At 70.3% G+C, this 20,615-nt stretch carries 20 protein-coding genes; 13 read left to right on the forward strand and 7 right to left on the reverse strand.

All coding sequences use genetic code 11. From position 1 onward, the window contains the following. Nucleotides 1–23: 23 nt before the first annotated feature. Entirely contained in the window at nucleotides 24–773 is a 750-nt protein-coding gene (locus HLH34_RS02000) for a YggS family pyridoxal phosphate-dependent enzyme (RefSeq protein WP_240162216.1), read from the reverse strand. A gap of 199 nt (nucleotides 774–972) precedes the next feature. On the opposite strand from HLH34_RS02000, the gene HLH34_RS02005 reads away from it, so the two are divergent. The 4 genes from HLH34_RS02005 to HLH34_RS02020 all read left to right on the forward strand — a co-directional run bounded on the left by HLH34_RS02005 (nucleotide 973) and on the right by HLH34_RS02020 (nucleotide 6,050). Then, on the forward strand, nucleotides 973–2,265 hold the full coding sequence (locus HLH34_RS02005; RefSeq protein WP_183117893.1) for an RsmB/NOP family class I SAM-dependent RNA methyltransferase: 1,293 nt from the start codon (nucleotides 973–975) through the stop codon (nucleotides 2,263–2,265). Nucleotides 2,266–2,340: 75 nt separating this feature from the next. Beyond that, nucleotides 2,341–3,018 (forward strand): ribulose-phosphate 3-epimerase, encoded by a 678-nt coding sequence (rpe, locus tag HLH34_RS02010; protein ID WP_183117894.1) that lies wholly within the window; start codon nucleotides 2,341–2,343, stop codon nucleotides 3,016–3,018. Nucleotides 3,019–3,079: 61 nt separating this feature from the next. Continuing rightward, nucleotides 3,080–4,873 (forward strand): heparinase II/III family protein, encoded by a 1,794-nt coding sequence (locus HLH34_RS02015; protein WP_183117895.1) that lies wholly within the window; start codon nucleotides 3,080–3,082, stop codon nucleotides 4,871–4,873. A gap of 52 nt (nucleotides 4,874–4,925) precedes the next feature. Continuing rightward, complete coding sequence (locus HLH34_RS02020; protein ID WP_183117896.1) at nucleotides 4,926–6,050, forward strand: glycosyltransferase family 4 protein; 1,125 nt, start codon at nucleotides 4,926–4,928, stop codon at nucleotides 6,048–6,050. Between the two features lie 72 nt (nucleotides 6,051–6,122). On the opposite strand, the gene HLH34_RS02025 is transcribed toward HLH34_RS02020, so the two are convergent. Beyond that, nucleotides 6,123–6,620, reverse strand: coding sequence for a hypothetical protein (locus HLH34_RS02025; protein ID WP_183117897.1), 498 nt, complete (start codon nucleotides 6,618–6,620; stop codon nucleotides 6,123–6,125). Further along, a complete protein-coding gene (locus HLH34_RS02030) occupies nucleotides 6,617–7,864 on the reverse strand; it encodes an aminopeptidase (protein WP_183117898.1) in 1,248 nt (415 codons plus the stop codon). Before HLH34_RS02030 ends, HLH34_RS02025 begins: the two co-directional genes overlap by 4 nt. Before the next feature lie 94 nt (nucleotides 7,865–7,958). Here HLH34_RS02030 and HLH34_RS02035 point away from each other — a divergent pair, with 94 nt between their 5' ends. Continuing rightward, the gene (locus tag HLH34_RS02035) at nucleotides 7,959–8,327 is read left to right on the forward strand and encodes a Rieske 2Fe-2S domain-containing protein (RefSeq protein ID WP_240162131.1); all 369 of its coding nucleotides are present in this window, start codon (nucleotides 7,959–7,961) and stop codon (nucleotides 8,325–8,327) included. A 9-nt stretch (nucleotides 8,328–8,336) separates the two neighbouring features. Here the strand turns inward: HLH34_RS02035 and HLH34_RS02040 are convergent, their stop codons facing one another. The 3 genes from HLH34_RS02040 to HLH34_RS02050 all read right to left on the reverse strand — a co-directional run bounded on the left by HLH34_RS02040 (nucleotide 8,337) and on the right by HLH34_RS02050 (nucleotide 10,835). Further along, the gene (locus tag HLH34_RS02040) at nucleotides 8,337–8,726 is read right to left on the reverse strand and encodes a DUF4186 domain-containing protein (protein WP_183117899.1); all 390 of its coding nucleotides are present in this window, start codon (nucleotides 8,724–8,726) and stop codon (nucleotides 8,337–8,339) included. A 17-nt stretch (nucleotides 8,727–8,743) separates the two neighbouring features. Continuing rightward, nucleotides 8,744–9,988, reverse strand: a complete 1,245-nt coding sequence (gene tyrS, locus HLH34_RS02045; RefSeq protein WP_183117900.1) for a tyrosine--tRNA ligase — start codon at nucleotides 9,986–9,988, stop codon at nucleotides 8,744–8,746. Nucleotides 9,989–10,169: 181 nt separating this feature from the next. Next, complete coding sequence (locus HLH34_RS02050; RefSeq protein ID WP_183117901.1) at nucleotides 10,170–10,835, reverse strand: alpha/beta hydrolase; 666 nt, start codon at nucleotides 10,833–10,835, stop codon at nucleotides 10,170–10,172. 613 nt (nucleotides 10,836–11,448) lie between these two features. On the opposite strand from HLH34_RS02050, the gene HLH34_RS02055 reads away from it, so the two are divergent. From HLH34_RS02055 to HLH34_RS02090, 8 genes are all read left to right on the forward strand, one after another. Then, entirely contained in the window at nucleotides 11,449–12,603 is a 1,155-nt protein-coding gene (locus HLH34_RS02055) for a cysteine desulfurase family protein (RefSeq protein WP_373318655.1), read from the forward strand. Next, nucleotides 12,600–13,835: a cysteine desulfurase family protein gene (locus HLH34_RS02060; protein WP_183117903.1), complete on the forward strand. Its 1,236-nt coding sequence runs from the start codon at nucleotides 12,600–12,602 to the stop codon at nucleotides 13,833–13,835. Before HLH34_RS02055 ends, HLH34_RS02060 begins: the two co-directional genes overlap by 4 nt. Beyond that, the gene (locus tag HLH34_RS02065) at nucleotides 13,823–14,137 is read left to right on the forward strand and encodes a ferredoxin family 2Fe-2S iron-sulfur cluster binding protein (protein ID WP_183117904.1); all 315 of its coding nucleotides are present in this window, start codon (nucleotides 13,823–13,825) and stop codon (nucleotides 14,135–14,137) included. The genes HLH34_RS02060 and HLH34_RS02065 overlap by 13 nt, the downstream gene beginning before the upstream one ends. Before the next feature lie 24 nt (nucleotides 14,138–14,161). Beyond that, on the forward strand, nucleotides 14,162–15,241 hold the full coding sequence (gene mnmA, locus HLH34_RS02070; protein ID WP_183117905.1) for a tRNA 2-thiouridine(34) synthase MnmA: 1,080 nt from the start codon (nucleotides 14,162–14,164) through the stop codon (nucleotides 15,239–15,241). Nucleotides 15,242–15,270: 29 nt separating this feature from the next. Next, on the forward strand, nucleotides 15,271–15,939 hold the full coding sequence (locus tag HLH34_RS02075; protein WP_183117906.1) for a glutathione S-transferase: 669 nt from the start codon (nucleotides 15,271–15,273) through the stop codon (nucleotides 15,937–15,939). Between the two features lie 7 nt (nucleotides 15,940–15,946). Next, complete coding sequence (locus HLH34_RS02080) at nucleotides 15,947–17,041, forward strand: glycosyltransferase family 4 protein (RefSeq protein ID WP_183117907.1); 1,095 nt, start codon at nucleotides 15,947–15,949, stop codon at nucleotides 17,039–17,041. 80 nt (nucleotides 17,042–17,121) lie between these two features. Beyond that, complete coding sequence (locus tag HLH34_RS02085) at nucleotides 17,122–18,120, forward strand: CobW family GTP-binding protein (RefSeq protein WP_183117908.1); 999 nt, start codon at nucleotides 17,122–17,124, stop codon at nucleotides 18,118–18,120. Next, a complete protein-coding gene (locus tag HLH34_RS02090; protein ID WP_183117909.1) occupies nucleotides 18,117–19,181 on the forward strand; it encodes a WD40 repeat domain-containing protein in 1,065 nt (354 codons plus the stop codon). The genes HLH34_RS02085 and HLH34_RS02090 overlap by 4 nt, the downstream gene beginning before the upstream one ends. Before the next feature lie 51 nt (nucleotides 19,182–19,232). Here HLH34_RS02090 and HLH34_RS02095 read toward each other — a convergent pair whose 3' ends face one another. Beyond that, nucleotides 19,233–20,603, reverse strand: a complete 1,371-nt coding sequence (locus HLH34_RS02095; RefSeq protein WP_183117974.1) for a chloride channel protein — start codon at nucleotides 20,601–20,603, stop codon at nucleotides 19,233–19,235. Nucleotides 20,604–20,615 lie beyond the last annotated feature (12 nt).

The following is a 20,615-nucleotide window of genomic DNA, read 5'->3' on the forward strand; positions in this document are numbered from 1 at the left end:
GCCGACCTTGTCCTCGCATAGCGTTATGATCCGGGGGCGGCAAGGTGACTTGCCGGGACCCCCCTATTCGCCATCACGGGCCGGTGTCCGAAGATCGCGCTGCCGACGCGGACATGGGTTGCCCCGGCGGCGATCGCCGCCTCGAAATCGGCGGACATGCCCATCGACAGCACGGCCAGACCATGCCGGCCGCCCAGTTCCGCCAGGTAGCGGAAATGCGCGGCGGGGTCCTGGTTGGCCGGTGGAATGCACATCAGCCCGCGCACCGCAGCACCGAACCGCCGGCGGCAGGCCGTGATGAAGGCGTCGGCTTCCTCGCGCGGCACGCCGGATTTCTGGGCCTCGTCGCCGGTATTGACCTGCACCAGCAGGTCCGGCAGCCGCCCCGCGCGGTCGGCGGCGCGTGCGATCGCGTCGGCCAGCGCCGGGCGGTCCAGGCTTTCGATCATGTCCGCGATCCGCACCGCGTCCAGCGCCTTGTTGGTCTGCAGGCCGCCGATGACGTGCAGCCGCATTTTCGGCCATTGGGCGCGCAGGGGCGGGAATTTCGCCATGGCTTCCTGCACGCGGTTCTCGCCGAACACCATCTGGCCTGCCCGCAGTGCGGCGATGACGCTGGCCTGCGGATGGAATTTCGAGACCGCGACCAGCGTCACCCCGGCTGCGTCGCGTCCCGCCCGCTGCGCGGCGGCGGCGATCCGCGCTTTGATCGCCGCCAGCGCTTCGGCCACGGCCGTGTCGTCGGGGGAAGCATGCGCGCTGGACGCCTGCATGTGCGGGGCGAGGGCGGCGGGGTCGGGCGGAAGCGCGGTCATGGGCGTTACGGTTGGTCCGGCGGGGCCACCGGTCAAGGGGGCCGACGGTTCTTTCGCGCGGTTTTCGGGGCGAGGGGCTGGCGGCGCCCGCTGTGTCATGCCATCAGCGCACGCTTCGAACCGTAATCAGGGACTGGGAAGGCGGGGCCGCAGGATCATGAGCCAGGGACCAAGGAACAGGCCGCGCGTGGCGGACGCCGACCCGACGCGCGATATCGCCTTCGACATCGTCCTGGGCGTCATCGCGCACCGGCGGATGCTGGAAACCAGCCTGGAGCACTCGCCGGCGGCGCGGGACGCGGATGCGCGCGACCGCGCGGCGGCCCACCGGCTGGCGGCCACCGTGCTGCGGCACATGGGCACAGCCGGCATGGTGCTGGAACCCTTCCTGAAGAAGGAGCCCCCCGCGCCGGTGCGCGTCGTACTGCTGATCGGCGTGGCGCAGCTTCTGCTGCTGGATACCCCGGCGCACGCGGCGGTCGGCACGGCCGTCTCCCTGGCGCGCCGGCAGGGCCTGACACCGTTCGCGGGCCTGGTGAACGCGGTGCTGCGCCGTGTGGCGCAGGCGGGCGCCGGCGCGCTGGAGGGCCTGGACCAGGCCCGGCTGGACGTGCCCCCCTGGCTGTGGAGTTCGTGGGGCGACCTGGCCCGCCCGGTGGCCGAGGCCCTGGGGCGCGAAGCCCCGCTGGACCTGACGTTGCGACCCGGCGCGACCTGCCCGCCCGATTGGGTCATCCTGCCCACGGGCAGCGTGCGCCTGCCGGCCGGAACCCGTGTCGCCGACCTGCCGGGCTATGCCGACGGGGCGTTCTGGGTGCAGGACGCCGCGGCCGCCCTGCCGGCGCGCCTGCTGGCCGTGCGCCCCGGCGAGCAGGTCGCCGACCTGTGCGCCGCGCCGGGCGGCAAGACGGCGCAACTGGCGCTGGCCGGGGCCGACGTCACGGCGGTGGAGCGGGAGCCCGCGCGCATGGCGCGGCTGCGCGACAATCTGGCCCGGCTGGGACTGGCCGAGCGTGTGACGACGGTGCAGGGGGACGCGACCGAGTGGCGGCCGGGCGCCCCGCTGGACGCGGTGCTGCTGGATGCGCCCTGTTCGGCGACGGGCACGGCGCGCCGGCACCCCGACGTACTGTGGATCAAGCGCCCGCGCGACCTGACCGCCCTGACGGCGGGGCAGGACCGCCTGCTGGCCGCCGCGCGTGACATGCTGCGCCCCGGCGGCCGGCTGGTTTATGCCGTGTGCTCGCTTCAGCCCGAAGAAGGACCCGAGCGTGCCCGCGCCGCCATCGCGATGGGGCTGGAGCCCGACCCCTTCACGCCCGAGGAACTGGCGGACCTGCCCGAGGCTCTGACGCCCGAGGGCTGGCTGCGGACCCATCCCGGGCTGTGGGCGGCGCAGGGCGGCATGGACGGGTTCTTCGCCGCGCGGTTCCGCCGCCGCCTAGGATAACGTGATCGGGCGGTGCCGTGCTGCGCGCATGCAACCGCTTGCATGGGGGCCGTGATTTCCTGTTACACTGCGCTCATGCCTGCTCATTTTCCTCCCCTCGTCGCGCCCAGCGTGCTGTCCGCCGATTTCTCCCGCATGGCCGAGGAAGTGATCGCCGTCGAACGTGCGGGCGCGGACTGGCTGCATCTGGACGTGATGGACGGCCATTTCGTACCGAACCTGTCCTTCGGGCCGCAACTGATCAAGGCACTGCGGCCGCAATCCGGCCTGGTGTTCGACGTGCATCTGATGATCGCGCCGGTCGACCCGTATCTGGAAATGTTCGCCCGCGCCGGGGCGGACCATATCCATCTGCATATCGAGGCCGGGCCGCACACCCATCGCTCGCTTCAGCAGGTGCGCGCGCTGGGGGTCAAGCCGGGCGTCGCCCTATGCCCCGCCACCCCGCCCGAGGCGGTAGCCGAGGTGCTGGACCTTGTGGACATGATCCTGGTCATGACCGTCAACCCCGGCTTCGGCGGTCAGAAATTCCTGACCAGCCAGTTGGACAAGATCCGTACCCTGCGGCGCATGGCGGATGCGACGGGGCGGGATATCCGCATCGGCGTCGATGGCGGCGTGGATGTCGAAACCGCGGCCCTGGCCACGGCGGCCGGGGCGGACATGCTGGTGGCCGGCACGTCGGTCTATGGCCAGCCGGATTATGGCCGGGCGATCACCGCCCTGCGCGAGGCGGGCCGACGGCCCGCATGACCAGCACCGGGCTTGCGGCCGTCGGGATGGTGGCCGGACGCCATGGGATGAGAGGGGCCTGATGGTCCTGCGACGATGGAGCCAGGATGCGCGCCTTTCACTGGCGCGCCTGCCCTCCCTGGCGGGGCTGGGCCGGGTGCCGCCCGCCCCGGTGCACGCGATTCGCGACTTGTGGCCGGGCGACCCCGCGTCGGGCGCGCGCCTGGTGAAGGGCAGCCTGACGCATGCCGGCGTCACCCGCCGCATCGGCCCCGGCCGGTGGGAGGATCCGTCCTATCCCGAGCGTTTCCGGGCCTATCTGCATGGGTTTACCTGGCTGCGCGACCTGCGCGCCGTCGGTACCGACTCAGCGCGGTTGCAGGCGCGGGCGCTGGTCAATGATTGGCTGTCCCATCCGCCGACCGACCCGATGGTGCGCGACTGCGCGGTGACGGGGGCCAGGCTGGCGTCCTGGCTGGGCCATTACGATTTCTTCGCCGCATCGGCCGACGACGCCTTTCGCCAGCGCCTGATGATGCGCCTGCTGACCGAAGGCCGGACGCTTGCCGCCCTGGTGCCGCCGGAATCACACGATTGGCGGGCGTTGACGGCCTTCAAGGGCCTGCTGGCGGCCGCCGTCGCGATGCCGGACCATAGCGGCTTCCTGACCCGGTTCATGCGCTATATCGACGGGGAACTGGCGTGCCAGATCCTGCAGGACGGATGCCACATCCAGCGCAGCCCCGAAATCCAGTTCCTGGCGCTGCGCGAACTGGCCGAAATGCGGGCGATGCTGCAGGCGGCGCAGATCGCCCTGCCGGATTCCCTGGCGCTGGCCCTTGACCGGATGAGTCCGGTCCTGCGGGCCCTGCGCCATGGCGATGGCGGCCTGGCCCTGTTCAACGGCAGCCACGCGGGCAGCGTGGCGATGATCGAGATGGTGCTGTCGCAGGCGACGCGGGCACGGGTGGTGGCGACCGCGATGCCCGATGGCGGGTTCATCCGCCTTCAGGTCGGCCGGTCGCTGCTGCTGGTCGATGCCGCAGCGCCGCCGCCGCCGGGATTCGACGCCGAGGCCCATGCCGGCACCCTGTCCTTCGAGTTCTCGGTCGCGCGGCAGCGGCTGATCGTGAATTGCGGGGCCGGCGAACTGCCGGAATGGCGGCGCGCCCTGCGCGAGAGCGCCGCCCATTCGCTGCTGGTGCTGGAAGACAGCTCATCGTCCGATTTCGCCCCGCAGGGTGGAATCCAGCGACGTCCTGCGCATGTGACGGTCGAACAATTCGCCCAGGATGGGGCCCATTGGCTGGACCTGGCGCATGACGGATATCATGCGCCGTTCGGGGCGTCGTGGCGGCGGCGGCTCTATCTGGGCGACGGCGGCGAGAATCTGCGTGGCGAGGAAGTGGTGGAGGGCGAGCGCCTTCAGTCCTTCGTCCTGCGATTCCACCTGCATCCGTCGGTCGAGGCCGAACTGGATGCCGATGCCCAGGTGGTCGTGCTGGATGTCGGCGGATGGACCTGGAGGTTCCGCGCCGATGGCGGCACTGTCGCCGTCGAGGAAAGCGTCTATTTCAGCGGCACGGCGCCGGAGCGGACCAGGCAGATCGTGGTCAGGGTCCGGCCCGGCGCCAAGGCAGAGGACGGACCGGTTGAAGGCGCCCAGATGGGGCCGGAAACGGAACCAGCGGCCGGGACAACCGAAGACTCGCCCGAGGCCGAAAGCGCCGCCGGGCCGGAGGCTTCGGCCTCTCCAGAACAGATGGTAGCCGAAGCGCCCGCGCCATCGACGCCGGAAGCGCCTGCGGCCCCGGCCGAGGCCGGGGGACGGACGCGGCAGGTCGTGCGGTGGGCCCTGATGCGGACCGATGGCTAAGAAACGGGTTTTGAGGGAAGCTGCCGAGCAAGAGCGCCCCGCTGCGAAGACGATGAAAATTCTCGAAATCACGAACGTCGATTTCTCATTGCGGCATTTTCTGTTGCCCCTGATGCGCGGCCTGCGCGCGCGTGGGCATGAGGTCATCGGGGGGTGCGCGGACGGGGCCTTGCTGGCCGATGTCCGCGCCGAGGGATTTCGGGTGGAGGCGCTGCCGATGGCGCGGTCGTTCTCGCCGCTGGCGCAGGGGCGGGCGCTGGTCGCGCTGATCCGGCTGATCCGGCGGGAACGGCCCGACATCGTGCACGCCCACATGCCGATCAGCGGCCTGCTGGCCCGGCTGGCGGCGCGGCTGTGCGGCGTGCCGTGCGTGGCCTACACCTGCCACGGCTTTCTGTTCAATCAGCCGGGGTCGCGCCTGCGGCGGGGCGTCTCGCTGGTGCTGGAATGGTGCGCGGGGCGGATCACCGACCGGTATTTTACCGTGTCGTCCCAGGAAGCCGACGACGCGCGGCGCCTGCATATCCATCCGGCCGCCACGGCGGTGGGCAATGGGCGGGACCCCGCCGTGTTCCATCCGGACGCGCAGGCGCGCACGCGCATCCGGGCCGAACTCGGCGTTCCTGACGACGCGGTGGTCATCATCGTCGTGTCGCGGCTGGTCCGGCACAAGGGGTATCCGGAATTGCTGGCGGCGATGGCCCAGGTGCCCGGTGCGATGCTGTGGGTGGTGGGCGAACGTCTGGCCTCGGACCATGGCCAGGCACTGGATGCATGCTTTGCCGAGGCGCGGCGCGTGTTGGGCGGGCGCCTGCGCTGCCTGGGATATCGCGGGGACATTCCCGCCCTGCTGGCGGCGGCGGATATCTTCACCCTGCCCAGCCATTTCGAAGGGCTGCCGATGTCGGTGATCGAGGCGATGCTGTCCGGCCTGCCGGTGGTGGCAACCGATATCAGCGGCCCCCGGGAGCAGGTGGTCAACGGGCGAACCGGCCTGCTGGTGCCGGCCGGCGAGGCCGCTCCACTGGCCCGGTCGCTGACGCGCCTGGTCCGCGACGGGGCATTGCGCGCCCGGATGGGGGCGGCCGGGCGCACACGCGCCCTGGACCGGTATGACGAGGCCCGGGTGATCGCCCGAACCCTGGACGGGCTGCTGCTCCCGCCCCATAGGCACTGAATGCCTGGGTTTCCAAAGGGCTATGCCCTTTGGTGGGTCAAGGGCAAGGCCCTTGCCTGTCTCCCGATCAGGCTATTGCTGGCCGCCACCCGGCCCGGCCATGGCCTGCGCCAGGGTCTGGGCATCCTGCGGATAGTTGCGGATCAGCGCCACGTTTGCCGGATTCGGCTGCGGCGCCTGCACGCCCGGCGGCGGGGGCTGCTGGATCAGCGCCTCGGTCAGGCCGAAGGCCGTGATGCCCATTACGAAATCGCGCGGGGTGAAGCCGTGGGCGGCCAGGATCGGCGCCAGACCCGGGATGGACGCGGTGCGATCGATCGTCTGCGCCAGCGACAGGTTCGGCGTGTTGGGCGGCGCGATCCCGGCGGCCTGGATGGCCTGGATGGTGGCGGTCATGCGGGGCAGGAAATCGGCGGGCAGTGGATAGCGCGCCGCTTCCTGCATGTCGCGCTGGAATGTCGCCTGATCCACGCCCGCGGGCGGGGCGGCCTGCTGCTGCGCCAGGGCCGGCATGGCCGGCAGTACGGCGGCGGCCAGGGCCATCGCCATGAGGGACGTGCGTGTTTTCATACCGGGTTGGCCCATTCACCATGTCTCATCAGGGGTTCGCGACTGCCATCCTGCGTGATGGCATCGACGTCGATTTCGGCCGAACCGATCATCCAGTCGATATGGATGAAGCTGCTGTTGGCGCCGCGGGCCACGATCTGTTCGGGCGTCTGGCCGTCGGTATCCAGCATGCATTTGGTATAGGCCTGGCCCAGCGCAATGTGGCTGGAGGCGTTTTCGTCGAACAGCGTGTTGCGGAACAGGATTCCGCTTTGCGAGATCGGCGAGGAATGGGGCACCAGCGCCACTTCGCCCAGCCTGCTCGCCCCCTCGTCGGTCGCCAGGATGCGCTCCAGCACCGGAAGGCCCCGAGCGGCATGAGTCTCTACGATCCGGCCCCCTTCGAAGCGTACCGCGATGCCGTCGATCAGCGTCCCCTGGTGGAACAGCGGCTTGGTCGCGCGCACATGGCCTTCGACGCGCTGGGCGTGCGGCGTGGTGAAGACTTCCTCGGTCGGGATGTTGGGGTTGCACACGATGCCGTTGCGCGCGGGTTCCGATCCGCCGGCCCAGGCATGGCCGTCGGCCAGGCCCACCGTCAGGTCGGTGCCGGGACCGGTGAAATGCAGGGCGGCGAACCGGCGTTCGTTCAGCCAGTCGGCCCGGCGATGCAGCGTGGCGTTATGGTCGGCCCATGCCGCCACCGGATCGTCCACCGTCACGCGCGACGCCAGGAAGATCGCGTCCCACAGGCGGGCAAGGGCCACGTCCGGCGCATCGTCGGGGAAGACCTGCGCGGCCCAGTCCGGCGTCGCGCAGGCGACGATGTTCCAGTTGACGGCGAAACTGGTGATCAGTTCCATGGCCGGGCGCCCGGCCAGCGAACTGGCCTTGTTGGCACGGGCGACGCGGTCCGGGTCCTCGTTGCTCAGCAGTACGGGGTTGCCGCCTGTGATGGCCATTCGCGCGGCGCCGTTGCGATAGGCGTTGGCCATGCCGTCCTGCAGCCAGCCCGCCGCCACGTCGAAGGCGGCATCCGGCGCGTGGTGGAAGCGCGCCAGCGTCATCTGGTCGTCCGAAAAGAACGGCGTGACCAGTGATGCGCCGGCCCGATAGGCATGTTCGGTGATCCGGCGTACCAGCGGCACCGCGTCGAGCGGCGCGGTGATCAGCAACTGCTGACCTGGCGCAATGTTCAGCCCGATCCGGACCGCGACTTCGCCCAGACGGTCCAGCAGGCGGTCATGGGATGATGAGGAAGTCATGAACCTGCCATCCTGTAATTTCAAGTCGCGCCAGCCTAGCCTGATTGCGTCGGCCGGGCTAGGCACACCCCCGGCATCGGGCGGGCGGAACAGGATGACGGCGGACAGACGTGACCGGGGCATGGCGGATGCCGCTGCGAATGAGGTGCGGCTGTGCGCGGTCGCGGATGCGCGCGAACGGCCGTTTCGCGTCGTGGCGGCCGGCCGGGCGCTGGTGGTCTGGATGGCGGCCGACGGCGGGCCGCGCGTGTTCGCCGACCGCTGCCCGCACCGCGAGGCCCGCCTGTCCGCCGGGTACGTCGCGGACGGGCGGCTGGTCTGTCCGTTCCATCTGTGGGTGTTCGATGAATCGGGGCGGGCCGTGGGGCCTGACGGGGCAGCGCGCCCGACATGCGCGGTCCGGCGATTCGACGCCCATGTCCGCGACGGCGCGGTCTGGATCGACGCGGCCCGGATCGAGTGAAGTGGCGGCCTATCGCGCCCGTTCGCGGTCCAGCCAGATGCGGATCGCCGTCAGGATATAGGCCTGTTCGACCGGCTCCAGCGCGCGGCCCTTTGGCATATGATGCCATTTCTCCAGGCACGACCGGCAGCAGGTCGCGGTTGCGTGCTGCGCCACGAAGACGGGGTGGCCCCGCCATGGGGTCTGCCGCCCGTCACGCGCCGGATGGGCCGGGGCCAACCGCCCGGCGATGAAATCGGCGGCATGCGACATCACCGTGGCGACGCCTTTCGCCTCCAGATAAGCGCGGTCGCGCGCGTCCAGATGGAAGCGCGCCCGGAAGGCCGAACGGCCCAGCCGGACCCACAATTCATCGGGAACGGGCGGGGGCGGGGCAGGCGGAGGCGCGTCCGTGGTCATCGGCCCCCTCCGTACGCCTATTCCGGGCGCACCAGCAAATGGTGCTTGCGGCCTGACGACAGCTTGATGGCGCCGTCCGTCAGGTCGGCGATCGAGATCACGGCGCCCTCGTCGCGCACCGGGATGTCGTTGACCCGTGCGCCGCCGCCCCGGATCAGGCGCCGGGCCTCGCCATTGCTGGCCGCCATGCCGCTTTCGACGAACAGGCGGAAGGCCGGAATTCCGGCCTCGAGCACGGCTGCCGGAATCGGGCGGGTGGGCAGGTCGGCCGGGGCCGCGCCTTCCTCGAACGTGCGGCGGGCGGCCTCGGCGGCGGCCTCGGCGGCGGCGCGGCCGTGACACAGGGCGGTGGCCTCGGTCGCCAGGATCTTCTTGGCCTCGTTGATCTCGGCATCCCGCAGGGCGGCCAGACGGTCGCATTCCGCCAGCGGCAGGTCGGTGAACAGGCGCAGGAAGCGGCCGACGTCCGCGTCCTCGGTATTGCGCCAGAACTGCCAGTATTCGAAGACCGGCAGCTTGTCCGCCGACAGCCAGACCGCCCCGCGTGCCGACTTGCCCATCTTGACGCCCGACGCGGTGGTCAGCAGCGGGGTCGTCAGGCCGAAGACCTGCTTCTGGTCGGTGCGGCGGACCAGGTCGATGCCCGATACGATGTTGCCCCACTGGTCGGACCCGCCCATCTGCAAGGTCACGCCCAGGGTGCGGTTCAGTTCGCGGAAATCGTAGGATTGCAGGATGGAATAGTTGAATTCCAGGAAGGTCAGTCCCTGTTCGCGTTCCAGCCGCGAGCGGACGGAATCGAACGACAGCATCCGGTTGACCGAAAAATGCACGCCGACGTCGCGCAGCAGGTCGATATAGGACAGCCGGTCCAGCCAGTCCGCGTTGTTTGCCAGCACCGCACCGTTGCTGTCGTCGGCAAAGGACAGGTACTGACGCAGGCTGCCTTCGATGCCGCGCAGATTGGCGGCGATGGTGTCGCCCGTCATCAGCATGCGCGCCTCCTCGCGGAACGAGGGGTCGCCGATTCGCGCGGTGCCACCGCCCAGCAGCGCCACCGGCCGGTGCCCGTGCTTCTGCAGCAGGCGCAGCATCATGATCTGGATCAGGCTGCCGACATGCAGGCTGTCGGCGGTGGGGTCGAAGCCGATATAGCCCGCCACCGGTCCGGCCTGCATGGCGGCGTCCAGGGCCTCCATGTCCGTGCATTGGAAGATGAAGCCGCGCGCTTCGGCTTCCCGGAGGAATTCGCTCTGGGGCATGATCGGTCACTCTGGTTTCGTATCGGGCCGGCCGGGGGCCGGAACGGGTCGCGCCATGCACTAGCACGCCCATCCGGCAACATGAACCCGGCAAGGACGCGGGCGGTGCGGGGCCGCCTGGCGGTACGAAACATCGAGCAGAGGCGGCCGAACGGGGCAGGTACCCGTCCGGCCGGCGGCGTCAGTCCGCGGCCAGAGCCAGCGCGCCGCGCGTCATGACGGAACCGACATGATCTTCCAGCGCGTCGGCCACCTGGTCGGCATGGTTGGCGAAGATGTGGTCGGCACCGGCGAAGATGCGATAATCGACGGCCACGCCCTTCTGGGTGTTCAGCTTGTCGACCAGCTTGCGGATCGCGGGTTCCGGCACCAGTTCGTCGGCCTCGCCCGCGATCATCAGCCCGCCGCAGGGGCAGGGCGCGAGGAAGCCGAAATCGTAATGATTTGCCGGCGGCGCCACGCTGATCCAGCCGGTGATTTCCGGCCGGCGCATCAGCAGCTGCATGCCGACGAACGCCCCGAACGAATAGCCCGCGATCCACAGGCCGCCGGCGTTCGGGTTGACCATCTGCATCCAGTCCAGCGCCGCCGCCGCATCGGAAATTTCGCCGATGCCGCCGTCGTAGCGACCCTGCGACCGGCCCACCCCACGCGAATTATATCGCATGACCGAGAAACCCATCTTCTCGAACGAGCGATACATCGCATAGGTGATGCGGTTGTTCATCGTGCCGCCATGCAGCGGATGAGGGTGGAGCACGAGGGCGAGCGGCGCATTGGGCTCGCTCGAATGGTGATAACGTCCCTCCAGGCGGCCGTCAGGGCCGGCGAACATGACCTCAGGCATTCGTATCCCGCGATGTGTCTCCCCGCGCCCATGGGCATGGCGACGGAGTTGTTACTGTTACGGCCTGCGGATGACGATGCCCCGTCATCCGTCGGCGAAGAGAAAACCCCCTCGGGCGCATCCGGAGGCAGGAGGCACGATCGGGCGGCCGGTTCACGTCAAACCTGATTATTCCGGCACCGCCGGCCCGTGGAGGCCGGAAGTGCCTTGGGAATCATTTTTTTATTATTGTGGGGCAAGCCTCGGACCATTCAAAATGCTGGTTCGTCGGGCGTGGGATGCGTTCTTGTCAGTCATCGAAGGCTGGAGGGGTCAGGGTCGCGCGGACCGGTTGACTTCCAGCATGACATCGCCATAGTTCACTATCCCTTTTTTCAGGCTCCCCAGTCAGTTCCGCCATTGGTTTCGTGTCAGGCGGAATGGCGCGTTCAGCCGTGAAAACATGTATTTGCCCGGAAACCCGGCAGGTGCCGATGGGCCGGACAGTGACTGTATATAGCGATCCGAAATCGCCAATTACCAGATAAATCGTCTCGGATCGCCTCGGTCGACCTGTGCGGCGTCGGCATGGCCCGGGGTGATCTGTCCCAGGCAGGAGGGGGCAAAGGCAAGGATGCGTGGCATGGACGACGGTTTTTCCTATTTCGACGCCAATGCGTCCGAACCCGTGCGCCCGGCGGCCCTGGCGGCGATGGCCGACGCGGCGGGCGTGGCAGGCAATCCGTCGTCGGTCCATCGCGCGGGCCGGCAGGCGCGCGCCATCCTCGAACAGGCGCGGGAAACGGTGGCCGCCCTGTTTGGCGGCCGGGCGGAGAACTGCGTCTTCACCTCCGGCGGGACCGAGGCCAACGTACTGGCGATTGCGGGCCTGGGGCGGGGCCGGTGCCTGCTGGCGGGTGCGACCGAGCATGACGCGGTGCGCGCTGCCGTGCCTGACGGCGCGGTCGTTCCGGTGGATGGCGACGGTGTCGCCCGCCTGGACGTGCTGGACCGCCTTCTGGCCGAAGGCGGCCCCGATCGCCCCGCGCTGGTCTGCCTGATGCTGGCGAACAACGAAGTCGGGACGATCCAGCCGGTGGTCGACGCCGCGCGGATCTGCCGGGCGCACGGTGCGCTGCTGCATGTCGACGCGGTGCAGGCGGCGGGCCGGATTCCGGTGGACCTGGCCGCGCTGGGGGCGGACAGCATCGCGATTTCGGGGCATAAGTTCGGCGGCCCGAAAGGGGCGGGGGCGCTGCTGCTGTCCGGCGATGTCGTGCGGACCCTGCAGCCGATGATGGCCGGGGGCGGGCAGGAACAGGGGCGGCGCGGCGGCACCCCGGCGCTGCCCGCAATCGCGGCGCTGGCGGCGGCGGCGGCCGAGGCCGTACGGGACATGGCCGGCGGTGACGATGGCCCGGCGCAGTGGCGCGACGCGATCGACGACGCCGCGCGGGGGGGCGGGGCGGTCATCTGCGGCGGCGGGGGAGCGCGCCTGCCCAACACCACCATGCTCGCGCTGCCCGGACGCCGGGCGGAGACGCAGCTGATCGCGTTGGATCTGGCGGGGTTCTGCGTCTCGGCGGGGTCGGCCTGTTCGTCGGGCAAGGTCGCGCGGTCGCACGTGCTGGCGGCGATGGGGTTGGGCCCGCTGGCCGGCGAGGCGATTCGCGTCTCGCTGCCCTGGACCACGCGCGCCGGAGACGTGACACGCTTCATCGCCGCCTATGCTGCGATGGCGGCGCGGTTGCCGGCCCGCGTCGCGGCGTCGGAGGAGGTACGGGCATGACGGCGGAACTTTATCTGGACTACCAGTCCACGACCCCGTGCGACCCGGCGGTGGTCCAGGCGATGTTGCCCTGGTTCACCACCGAATTCGGCAACCCGCACAGCGCCGACCATGCGATGGGCCGGCGCGCGTGGGACGCGGTGGAGGCCGCGCGGGCCGAAGGCGCGGCCCTGCTGGGGGCCGACGCGCGGGAGGTCGTGTTCACCTCCGGCGCGACCGAGGCCAACAACATCGCCATCAAGGGCGCGGTGCGCCATCTGGCGGCCCGGGGCGATGCGCGTCGGCGGGTCGTCACCGTGGCGACCGAGCATAAATGCGTCCTGGAGGCCGTACGCGACCTGGCGGCGGAAGGGTTCGAACCGGTGGTCCTGCCGGTCGGCGCGGATGGGCGGCTGGACCCCGAAACCCTGCGCGCGGCGCTGGCGGTCCCGACCCTGCTGGTCAGCATCATGGCCGCCAATAACGAGACCGGCGTGCTGCACGACCTGGCGGCCCTGGCGCCGATCGTCCGGGCGGCCGGCGCGCTGCTGCACAGCGACGTGGCGCAGGCGGCGGGCAAAATAGCGCTGGACGTGCGGGCGATGGATTTCGACCTGGCGTCGGTGTCGGCGCACAAGCTGTACGGACCCAAGGGCGTGGGGGCGCTGTATGTCCGGCGGCGGCCGCGCGTGCGGCTGGCCCCGCTGTTCTCGGGCGGCGGGCAGGAGCGCGGGGTGCGCTCCGGCACCCTGCCGACGCCGCTGCTGGTGGGGTTCGGCGAAGCCTGCCGCATCGCGCGGGCCGGCCGGGTGGACGAGGCGCGGCGGACGGCCGCCCTGCGCGACGGCCTGCTGGCGCGGCTGCAGGCGGCGATGCCGGGGATCGTCGTCAACGGGTCGATGGCGCATCGCCTGCCGGCCAACCTCAACCTTCGCCTGCCCGACGTGCGGGCGCTGGACGTGATCGCCCGGGCCGGGGGGCTGTGCGTCTCGACCGGATCGGCGTGTTCGTCGGCCGAGTTGGTGCCGTCCTACGTGCTGACGGCGATGGGGCTGGATGCGGATGCGGCGGCGCGAAGCTTGCGTCTGGCCGTGGGACGCTATACCTCAGCCGCCGATATGGATCGTGCGGCCGCGATCCTGTGCCGGGCGGTGGAGGATGTCCGCGCGGCGGGACGGGAGCGCGCCGCCCAATCCACCGATGACGGTTCCACCCAAGACGATACGGCCAGGATAGCAGAATGCCGCACATGATTTTCATCGAGAGCGACGGTACGCGTCGCGAGGTCGACGCCCCGCTGGGCCTCTCGGTCCTCGAGATCGCGCACAAGCACGGGGTCGATCTGGAAGGCGCGTGCGAAGGGTCGCTGGCCTGCGCGACCTGCCACGTCGTCGTCGATCCCGACTGGGCGCCGAAGCTGGCCGCGCCGACCGAGGACGAGGAAGACATGCTGGACCTGGCCTTCGGGCTGGAGAAGACGTCGCGCCTCGGCTGCCAGATCGTCATGACCGATGCGCTGGACGGGCTGGTCGTGCGCCTGCCGCGTACGGCCTGAGGCACAAGCAGAAGGGGCCTGCCCATGCGAATCATGGTCGCCATGTCCGGCGGCGTGGACAGCAGCGTCGTCGCGGCCCGGCTGGTGGCCGAAGGCCACGAGGTCTTCGGCGCGACGCTTCAGCTGTATGATTCGCGTGACAGCGGGCGCAAGGGCGCGTGCTGCGCGGGGCGGGACATCCACGACGCCCGACGCGTCGCCGACAAGCTGGGCATTCCCCATTACGTCATCGACGCCGAAAGCCGCTTCCGCCAGAGCGTGATCGAGAATTTCGCGGATGCTTATGCCGGGGGCGAAACCCCGGTGCCCTGCGTCGCCTGCAACCAGGGCGTGAAATTCACCGACCTTCTGGGCATGGCGCGCGACCTGGGGGCGGACGCGATGGCCACCGGCCATTACGTGCGCCGCACCGAGGGGCCGGACGGCCCCGAACTGCACCGGCCCGTGGATGCGGACCGCGACCAGTCCTGGTTCCTGTTCGCCACCACGCGGGCGCAGCTCGATTTCCTGCGCTTTCCGCTGGGCGACCTGCCGGACAAGGCCGCAGTGCGGGCCGAGGCCGAACGGTTCGGCCTGGCCGTCGCCGCCAAGCCCGACAGCCAGGATCTGTGCTTCGTGCCCGATGGGTCCTATGCCGCGCTGGTCGAGAAGCTGCGCCCCGACATGGCGGGCGGGGGCGAGATCGTGGACGCCGGGGGCCAGGTGGTCGGACGGCATGACGGCGTCACCCGATTCACGGTCGGGCAGAGCCGCCGGCTGGGGGCGGCCGCGATGCGCGACGGCGCGCGGCAGATGGTGGTGGGCATCGAGCCCGCGACGCGGCGCGTGGTGATCGGCCCCCGGGCCGGCAGCGCGGTGCGGGACATGACGCTGCGGGACATGAACTGGCTGATCGCGCCGCCCGAGGGCGATCTGCGCTGCAAGGTGCAGATCCGCGCCCGCGAAATCGCGCGCGAGGCCGTCGTGCGGCGGACGCCGGACGGCGCCACGGTGGTGCTGGACGAGGCCGCGCTGCCGGCCCCGGGGCAGGCCTGCGTGCTGTATGACGGCAGCCGGGTCCTGGGCGGCGGGTTCATTCGGCGGCGCGAGACGCAGGCGGCCTGAAAGGCCTGGCGCAAGACATGGGGGACGACATGACGGACGGCAGACTGGTCATCGGAACACGGCGCTATTCGTCCTGGTCGCTGCGGGGCTGGCTGGTCGTCCGGGCGGCGGGTCTGGATGTCGAGGAAATCGTGATCCCCATCGCCGGCGGCGGGGGCACGGCCGGGATCAAGGCGGTGTCGCCCAACGGGCTGGTGCCGTACCTGGAACATCGGGGCGCGCGGGTCTGGGAAAGCCTGGCGATCGGCGAATATTGCGCGGAAATCGCGCCGGCCCTGTGGCCGTCCGACCGGGTGGTGCGCGCCCAGGCCCGCAGCATCGCGGCGGAAATGCATGCGGGCTTTCGCGCGCTGCGCATCGCCATGCCGATGAACCTGGGCCGCGACGCCCGCCCCCTGGCCGACGGGCTGACGCCCGAGGTCGTGGCCGACATCGCGCGGATCGACGCGATCTGGTCCGAAACCCGGGCGGCCTTCGGGGCAGGGGGGCCTTATCTGTTCGGGTCCGTCCTGACGGTGGCCGATGCGATGTACGCGCCGATCGTCGCCCGCTTCCTGTCCTACGGCGTGGCGTTGTCGCCGCCGGCGGCGGAGTACGCGGCGGCGTTGCGGGCGCATCCGCTGATGGTGCAATGGTATGCCGAAGCGGCGGCGGAGCCGGAATCCTGGCGGCTCGACCGTTACGAATCCGTTCCCTGATGGGCGTATGGACAGACGCCCGGTCGTAACGGTTCTGCCCCCGCGCGAGCAGTTCGCGCCCGGGCGGGCCGGGGCGATCAGCCTGCTGGTGCATCGCCTGGCCGGCCCGGACGACGTGGTCGTGGGCGGGAAGGTCGATGGGCCGTTCGGCGACGTGACGTTCGCTCCGGCTATTCCCTCGTTCTGGGACGGCGGGCGCTATGTCGCCGCCGTCGCCCGGACCATCCGGCCCCTGCGCCCGGCGATGATCGAGGTGCACAACCGCCCCGATGTCGCCCTGGCACTGGCCCGGCGTTTCGCCTCACTGCCCATGATGCTGGTCCTGCACAACGACCCGCAGGCGATGCGCCAGGCCGGAACGCCGGGGCAGCGTGCGGCGATCCTGCGGCGCATGCGCGTCGTCACGGTGTCCGGCTGGCTGCGCGACCGGTTTCTGGACGGGGTGCCCGCACCGCGCCAGCCTGTGGAGGTGGCGCCGAACTGCATCGACCTGGCGGCGCTGCCTCCCCCCGTCCCCCTCGCGGAGCGGGAGCGGACTATCCTGTTCGCCGGCCGGGTGGTGGTGGACAAGGGGGCGGATGCGTTCGTCGCGGCCTGTGCCGCCCTGCTGCCGGGCCTGCCGGGCTGGCGGGCGGAGATGATCGGCGCCGACCGTTTCGGCCCGGACTCGCCCGAAACCCCGTTCCTGGCCGATCTGCGTCCGCGCGCGCGCGCGGCGGGGGTCGAGATGGCGGGCTACCAGCCGCATGATCGGGTGCTGGCGGCGATGGCCCGGGCCGCCATCGTCGTGGTGCCCAGCCGGTGGCCGGAACCCTTCGGCCTGACGGCGCTGGAGGCCATGGCCTGTGGTGCGGCGCTGGTGGCGTCGCCGCGCGGCGGTCTGGCGGAGGTGGTGGGCGATGCCGCCCTGCTGGCCGATCCGGACCCTGTGGCGGGCCTGACCGAGGCGATCGGGCGCCTGGCGGGGGCGGAGGCATTGCGCGCCGACCTGTCGCACCGGGGGTTGGCGCGGGCGCGGGGCTTCGCACGTCCGGCCGCGCGCGCGCGGCTGGAGGATCTGCGCCGGACCTGCATCGAGGTGGGCCCTGGGCCGGGCGCATGAGGTTTCCGCCTCGGGGGGATGGGACCGGCGGCCCGGCGGGCCTATATGCAGGAACGATTGGACGCATGACAGGAGAACACATGTCTGAGACCCAGCAGGCGCCGCAGGGCGGGGCCAGTGACGGGCGGGTGCCGGTTACGGTGCTGACCGGCTTTCTGGGCGCGGGGAAGACCACGCTGCTCAACCACATCCTGACGGCCGAGCATGGACGGAAATACGCTGTCGTCATCAACGAGTTCGGGGAGCTCGGCGTGGACAACGACCTCGTGGTGGATGCCGACGAGGAAGTGTTCGAGATGAATAACGGCTGCATCTGCTGCACCGTGCGGGGCGACCTGATCCGCATCCTGGGCAGCCTGATGAAGCGGCGGGGGAAGTTCGACGGCATCATCGTCGAGACCACCGGCCTGGCCGATCCGGCCCCGGTCGCGCAGACCTTCTTCGTGGACGAGGACGTGCGCGGCAAGACGCGGCTGGATGCTGTGGTGACCGTCGTGGACGCCCTGAACGTACTCCAGACGCTGGACGAGAGCCCCGAGGCGGTGAACCAGATCGCTTTCGCCGACGTCATTATCCTGAACAAGACCGACCTGGTGGACGAGGTCGCGATCGCGACCATCGAATCGCGCATTCGCGCCATCAACGCGGTGGCGCGCCTGCATCGCGCGCAGCGCGGCGACGTGGCGCTGACCGACGTGCTGGACCAGGGCGGGTTCGATCTGCAACGCGCACTGCAGCACGCGCCGCGCTTTCTGGAAGACACCAGCCACAGCCACGAGGAAGGCGTGACCTCGATGTCCTATGAAATCGAGGAACCGCTGGATGCGGCCAAATTCCAGGCCTGGATCGGCGCGCTGCTGCAGGAGCAGGGGGCCGATATCCTGCGGGCCAAGGGCATCCTGAACTACGCGGGCGAGGATCGGCGCTTCGCCTTCCAGGCCGTGCACATGATGGCCGATGGCGATTTCATCGGACCCTGGAAGGACGGCGAAAAGCGGGAATCCCGCCTGGTCTTCATCGGCCGCAACCTCAATCGCCCGCGCCTGCGTCGCGGCTTCGAAAGCTGTCGCGCGCAATGAGCGGGTCGTTGACGGGCGGCGGCGTGCCCGCCGGCCTGCTGGAGACCCGGGGTGCGACGCGCGGCATCGAGGGCCATGTCATCGGCTGCGTCGCGTCGCGTGACAGCGGGCAGTTCGCCTTCGTGACCGGCGAGGGCGATATCGTCCTGGCGGCGCGCGAGGACTTCACCAACGCGGCGGCGTGGCAGGTGCAGACCGTGCATGACGGCGCGATCCTGTCGGTTTCGGCCGACGCCGCGCCGTCCGGCTTCCTGACCGGGGGCGACGACAACACCCTGCGCCGGGTGGGGGCCGACGGGTCGGTCACCGAACTGGTGCGCGGCCGGCGCTGGGTCGAGCATGTGGCAAGCTGGTCGGACGGCAAATCCGGGGTGATCGCCTTCGCCTCCGCCAAACAGTTGGAACTGCGCGACGCCACGGGCACGAAGACGCTGAAGGTGCTGGAACATCCCTCGACCGTCAGCGGCATCGCTTTCGACGCCAAGGGCAAGCGCATCGGGGCGTCGCACTACAACGGCGCGTCACTGTGGTTCGTGCATGCCAAGGTGGATACGCCCCGGCGCCTGGACTGGAAGGGCAGCCATACCGGAATCGCCATCCATCCGGGCGGCGAGGCGCTGGTGACCACCATGCAGGAAAACGATCTGCATGGCTGGCGCCTGTCCGATGGCCACAACATGCGCATGAGCGGCTATCCGCAGAAGGTGCAGTCGATGGCGTTTTCCCGCACCGGGAAGTGGCTGGTGACCAGCGGGGCGGACAGCGTGGTGATGTGGCCGTTCTTCGGCGGCGGCCCGATGGGCAAGCCGCCGTCCGAACTGGCCGGCCTGCCGGGTGTGATCTGCCAGCGTGTGGCCTGTCACCCCGTGCACGAGATCGTCGCCGCCGGCTTCGCCGATGGGACGATCCTGCTGGAGGACGCCGCGGCGCAGCGCGTGCTGCCGGTACGCGGGGCGGGTAACGGCGCGGTATCGGCGCTGGCGTTCAGCCCCGACGGCTGCGCCCTGGCCTTCGGGACCGAGGACGGGCAGATCGGGATCGTCGACTTGGCGTCGCGATAACACTCTGGCCCCCTGGACGCGCCCCTGGACGTGCGTGGCGTCCGGGGGACGTCAGATCGGCTTGGAGGCCGCGCCGGCCGGCGGCCCTGCCGCATGGGCCGGGGCCGACGTTTCGGGCTGCGGGGGCGGGGCGTTTTCGACCACTCCCAGGAATTTCTCGGCCAGCGCGCTATAGAGCGAATGGCCGCAGATCATGCGCGATACGGCAAAGGCCAGGAACGACGTCGCCAGCAGCGCCAGGGTCACCTGCTGGTTGTCGGACATTTCCATGACGATCACCGTCGCGGTCAGTGGCGCCTGCACCACCGCCGAGAAATAGGCGACGGTCCCCAGCAGCACGACGGCGCCCGGTGTCGTGTGCGGCAGGAACTGCGCCACCCATCCGCCCATCCCGGCACCCACGGCCAGCGACGGCGCGAACAGCCCCCCGGGAATGCCCGAGCAGTAGGACACGATGGAGGCGATGTATTTCAGGATGAAGAACGACACCGGATAATGGGTCTGCCCGGCAATGATCTCGCGCGCCTGGACATAGCCGGTGCCGTAGGTGATGCCGCCGGACGCGATGCCCAGGATGGCCAGGATCACGCCGCACAAGGCGGCGAAGGCGACGGGATGCCGGGCCACGAACTGTCCCAGCAGGCCGGGCAGCCCCGCCGAGGTACGGATCAGAATAGCCGAGAACAGGCCCCCGCTGACGCCGCCCAGGATGCCGCAGGCCAGCACCGCAATCCAGCTGATGCCGATCGGCACCACGACGTCGGTATGGCCGAAATAGGTATAGTTGCCGACCAGCGCGATGGCGGTGACGCCCGACAGGATGACGCCGGTCAGCATCGTGCCGCTGGTGCGCTGCTCGAAGGAATGACTCAGTTCCTCGATGGCGAAGACGATTCCGCCCAGCGGCGTATTGAAGGCCGCCGACACGCCCGACGCGCCGCCCGCCAGGATCAGCCCGCGCCGGATGCCGATCGCCGACAGGTTCAGCCAGCGGCCGAACGCATGCATGATCGCCGCACCCACCTGCACCGTCGGCCCCTCGCGCCCGATCGAGGCGCCCGCCAGCAGGCCCAGCGTGGTCAGCAGGATCTTGCCGAACGCGATCCGCAGCGACAGCAGGCGGTCGACGACCGTGAAATCCTCGAGGTGCAATGTGGCGATGGTCTGCGGGATGCCGCTGCCCTGCGCGCCGCGGAACAGGGTCCGGGTCAGCCACGACGACAGCGCCAGCCCCGCCGGCGTCAGCGCCAGCATGATCCAGGGGTCCCAGGCGATCATGCGCGTCCGCAGGGACTCGGCCTCGTCCGCCGCCGTGGCGAAGCCCACCGCCACCAGCCCGACCAGGATCGCGGCCGTCCAGTACACCAGCTTGCGCCGCCACTGCGCCGTCGTCACCCGGGCGGACCGGCGCAACTGCCGCATGTGGCGGCCGCG

Source organism: Gluconacetobacter azotocaptans (assembly GCF_014174355.1).
Classification (GTDB): Bacteria; Pseudomonadota; Alphaproteobacteria; order Acetobacterales; family Acetobacteraceae; genus Gluconacetobacter; species Gluconacetobacter azotocaptans.

Excerpts from the sequence above, each read along its gene's own strand:
- HLH34_RS02000 (WP_240162216.1), bottom strand. The coding sequence starts at position 773 with ATGCAGGCGTCCAGCGCGCATGCTTCCCCCGACGACACGGCCGTGGCC.
- HLH34_RS02005 (WP_183117893.1), top strand. The coding sequence starts at position 973 with ATGAGCCAGGGACCAAGGAACAGGCCGCGCGTGGCGGACGCCGACCCG.
- rpe (WP_183117894.1), top strand. The coding sequence starts at position 2,341 with ATGCCTGCTCATTTTCCTCCCCTCGTCGCGCCCAGCGTGCTGTCCGCC.
- HLH34_RS02015 (WP_183117895.1), top strand. The coding sequence starts at position 3,080 with ATGGTCCTGCGACGATGGAGCCAGGATGCGCGCCTTTCACTGGCGCGC.
- HLH34_RS02020 (WP_183117896.1), top strand. The coding sequence starts at position 4,926 with ATGAAAATTCTCGAAATCACGAACGTCGATTTCTCATTGCGGCATTTT.
- HLH34_RS02025 (WP_183117897.1), bottom strand. The coding sequence starts at position 6,620 with ATGAAAACACGCACGTCCCTCATGGCGATGGCCCTGGCCGCCGCCGTA.
- HLH34_RS02030 (WP_183117898.1), bottom strand. The coding sequence starts at position 7,864 with ATGACTTCCTCATCATCCCATGACCGCCTGCTGGACCGTCTGGGCGAA.
- HLH34_RS02035 (WP_240162131.1), top strand. The coding sequence starts at position 7,959 with ATGACGGCGGACAGACGTGACCGGGGCATGGCGGATGCCGCTGCGAAT.
- HLH34_RS02040 (WP_183117899.1), bottom strand. The coding sequence starts at position 8,726 with ATGACCACGGACGCGCCTCCGCCTGCCCCGCCCCCGCCCGTTCCCGAT.
- tyrS (WP_183117900.1), bottom strand. The coding sequence starts at position 9,988 with ATGCCCCAGAGCGAATTCCTCCGGGAAGCCGAAGCGCGCGGCTTCATC.
- HLH34_RS02050 (WP_183117901.1), bottom strand. The coding sequence starts at position 10,835 with ATGCCTGAGGTCATGTTCGCCGGCCCTGACGGCCGCCTGGAGGGACGT.
- HLH34_RS02055 (WP_373318655.1), top strand. The coding sequence starts at position 11,449 with ATGCGTGGCATGGACGACGGTTTTTCCTATTTCGACGCCAATGCGTCC.
- HLH34_RS02060 (WP_183117903.1), top strand. The coding sequence starts at position 12,600 with ATGACGGCGGAACTTTATCTGGACTACCAGTCCACGACCCCGTGCGAC.
- HLH34_RS02065 (WP_183117904.1), top strand. The coding sequence starts at position 13,823 with ATGCCGCACATGATTTTCATCGAGAGCGACGGTACGCGTCGCGAGGTC.
- mnmA (WP_183117905.1), top strand. The coding sequence starts at position 14,162 with ATGCGAATCATGGTCGCCATGTCCGGCGGCGTGGACAGCAGCGTCGTC.
- HLH34_RS02075 (WP_183117906.1), top strand. The coding sequence starts at position 15,271 with ATGACGGACGGCAGACTGGTCATCGGAACACGGCGCTATTCGTCCTGG.
- HLH34_RS02080 (WP_183117907.1), top strand. The coding sequence starts at position 15,947 with ATGGACAGACGCCCGGTCGTAACGGTTCTGCCCCCGCGCGAGCAGTTC.
- HLH34_RS02085 (WP_183117908.1), top strand. The coding sequence starts at position 17,122 with ATGTCTGAGACCCAGCAGGCGCCGCAGGGCGGGGCCAGTGACGGGCGG.
- HLH34_RS02090 (WP_183117909.1), top strand. The coding sequence starts at position 18,117 with ATGAGCGGGTCGTTGACGGGCGGCGGCGTGCCCGCCGGCCTGCTGGAG.
- HLH34_RS02095 (WP_183117974.1), bottom strand. The coding sequence starts at position 20,603 with ATGCGGCAGTTGCGCCGGTCCGCCCGGGTGACGACGGCGCAGTGGCGG.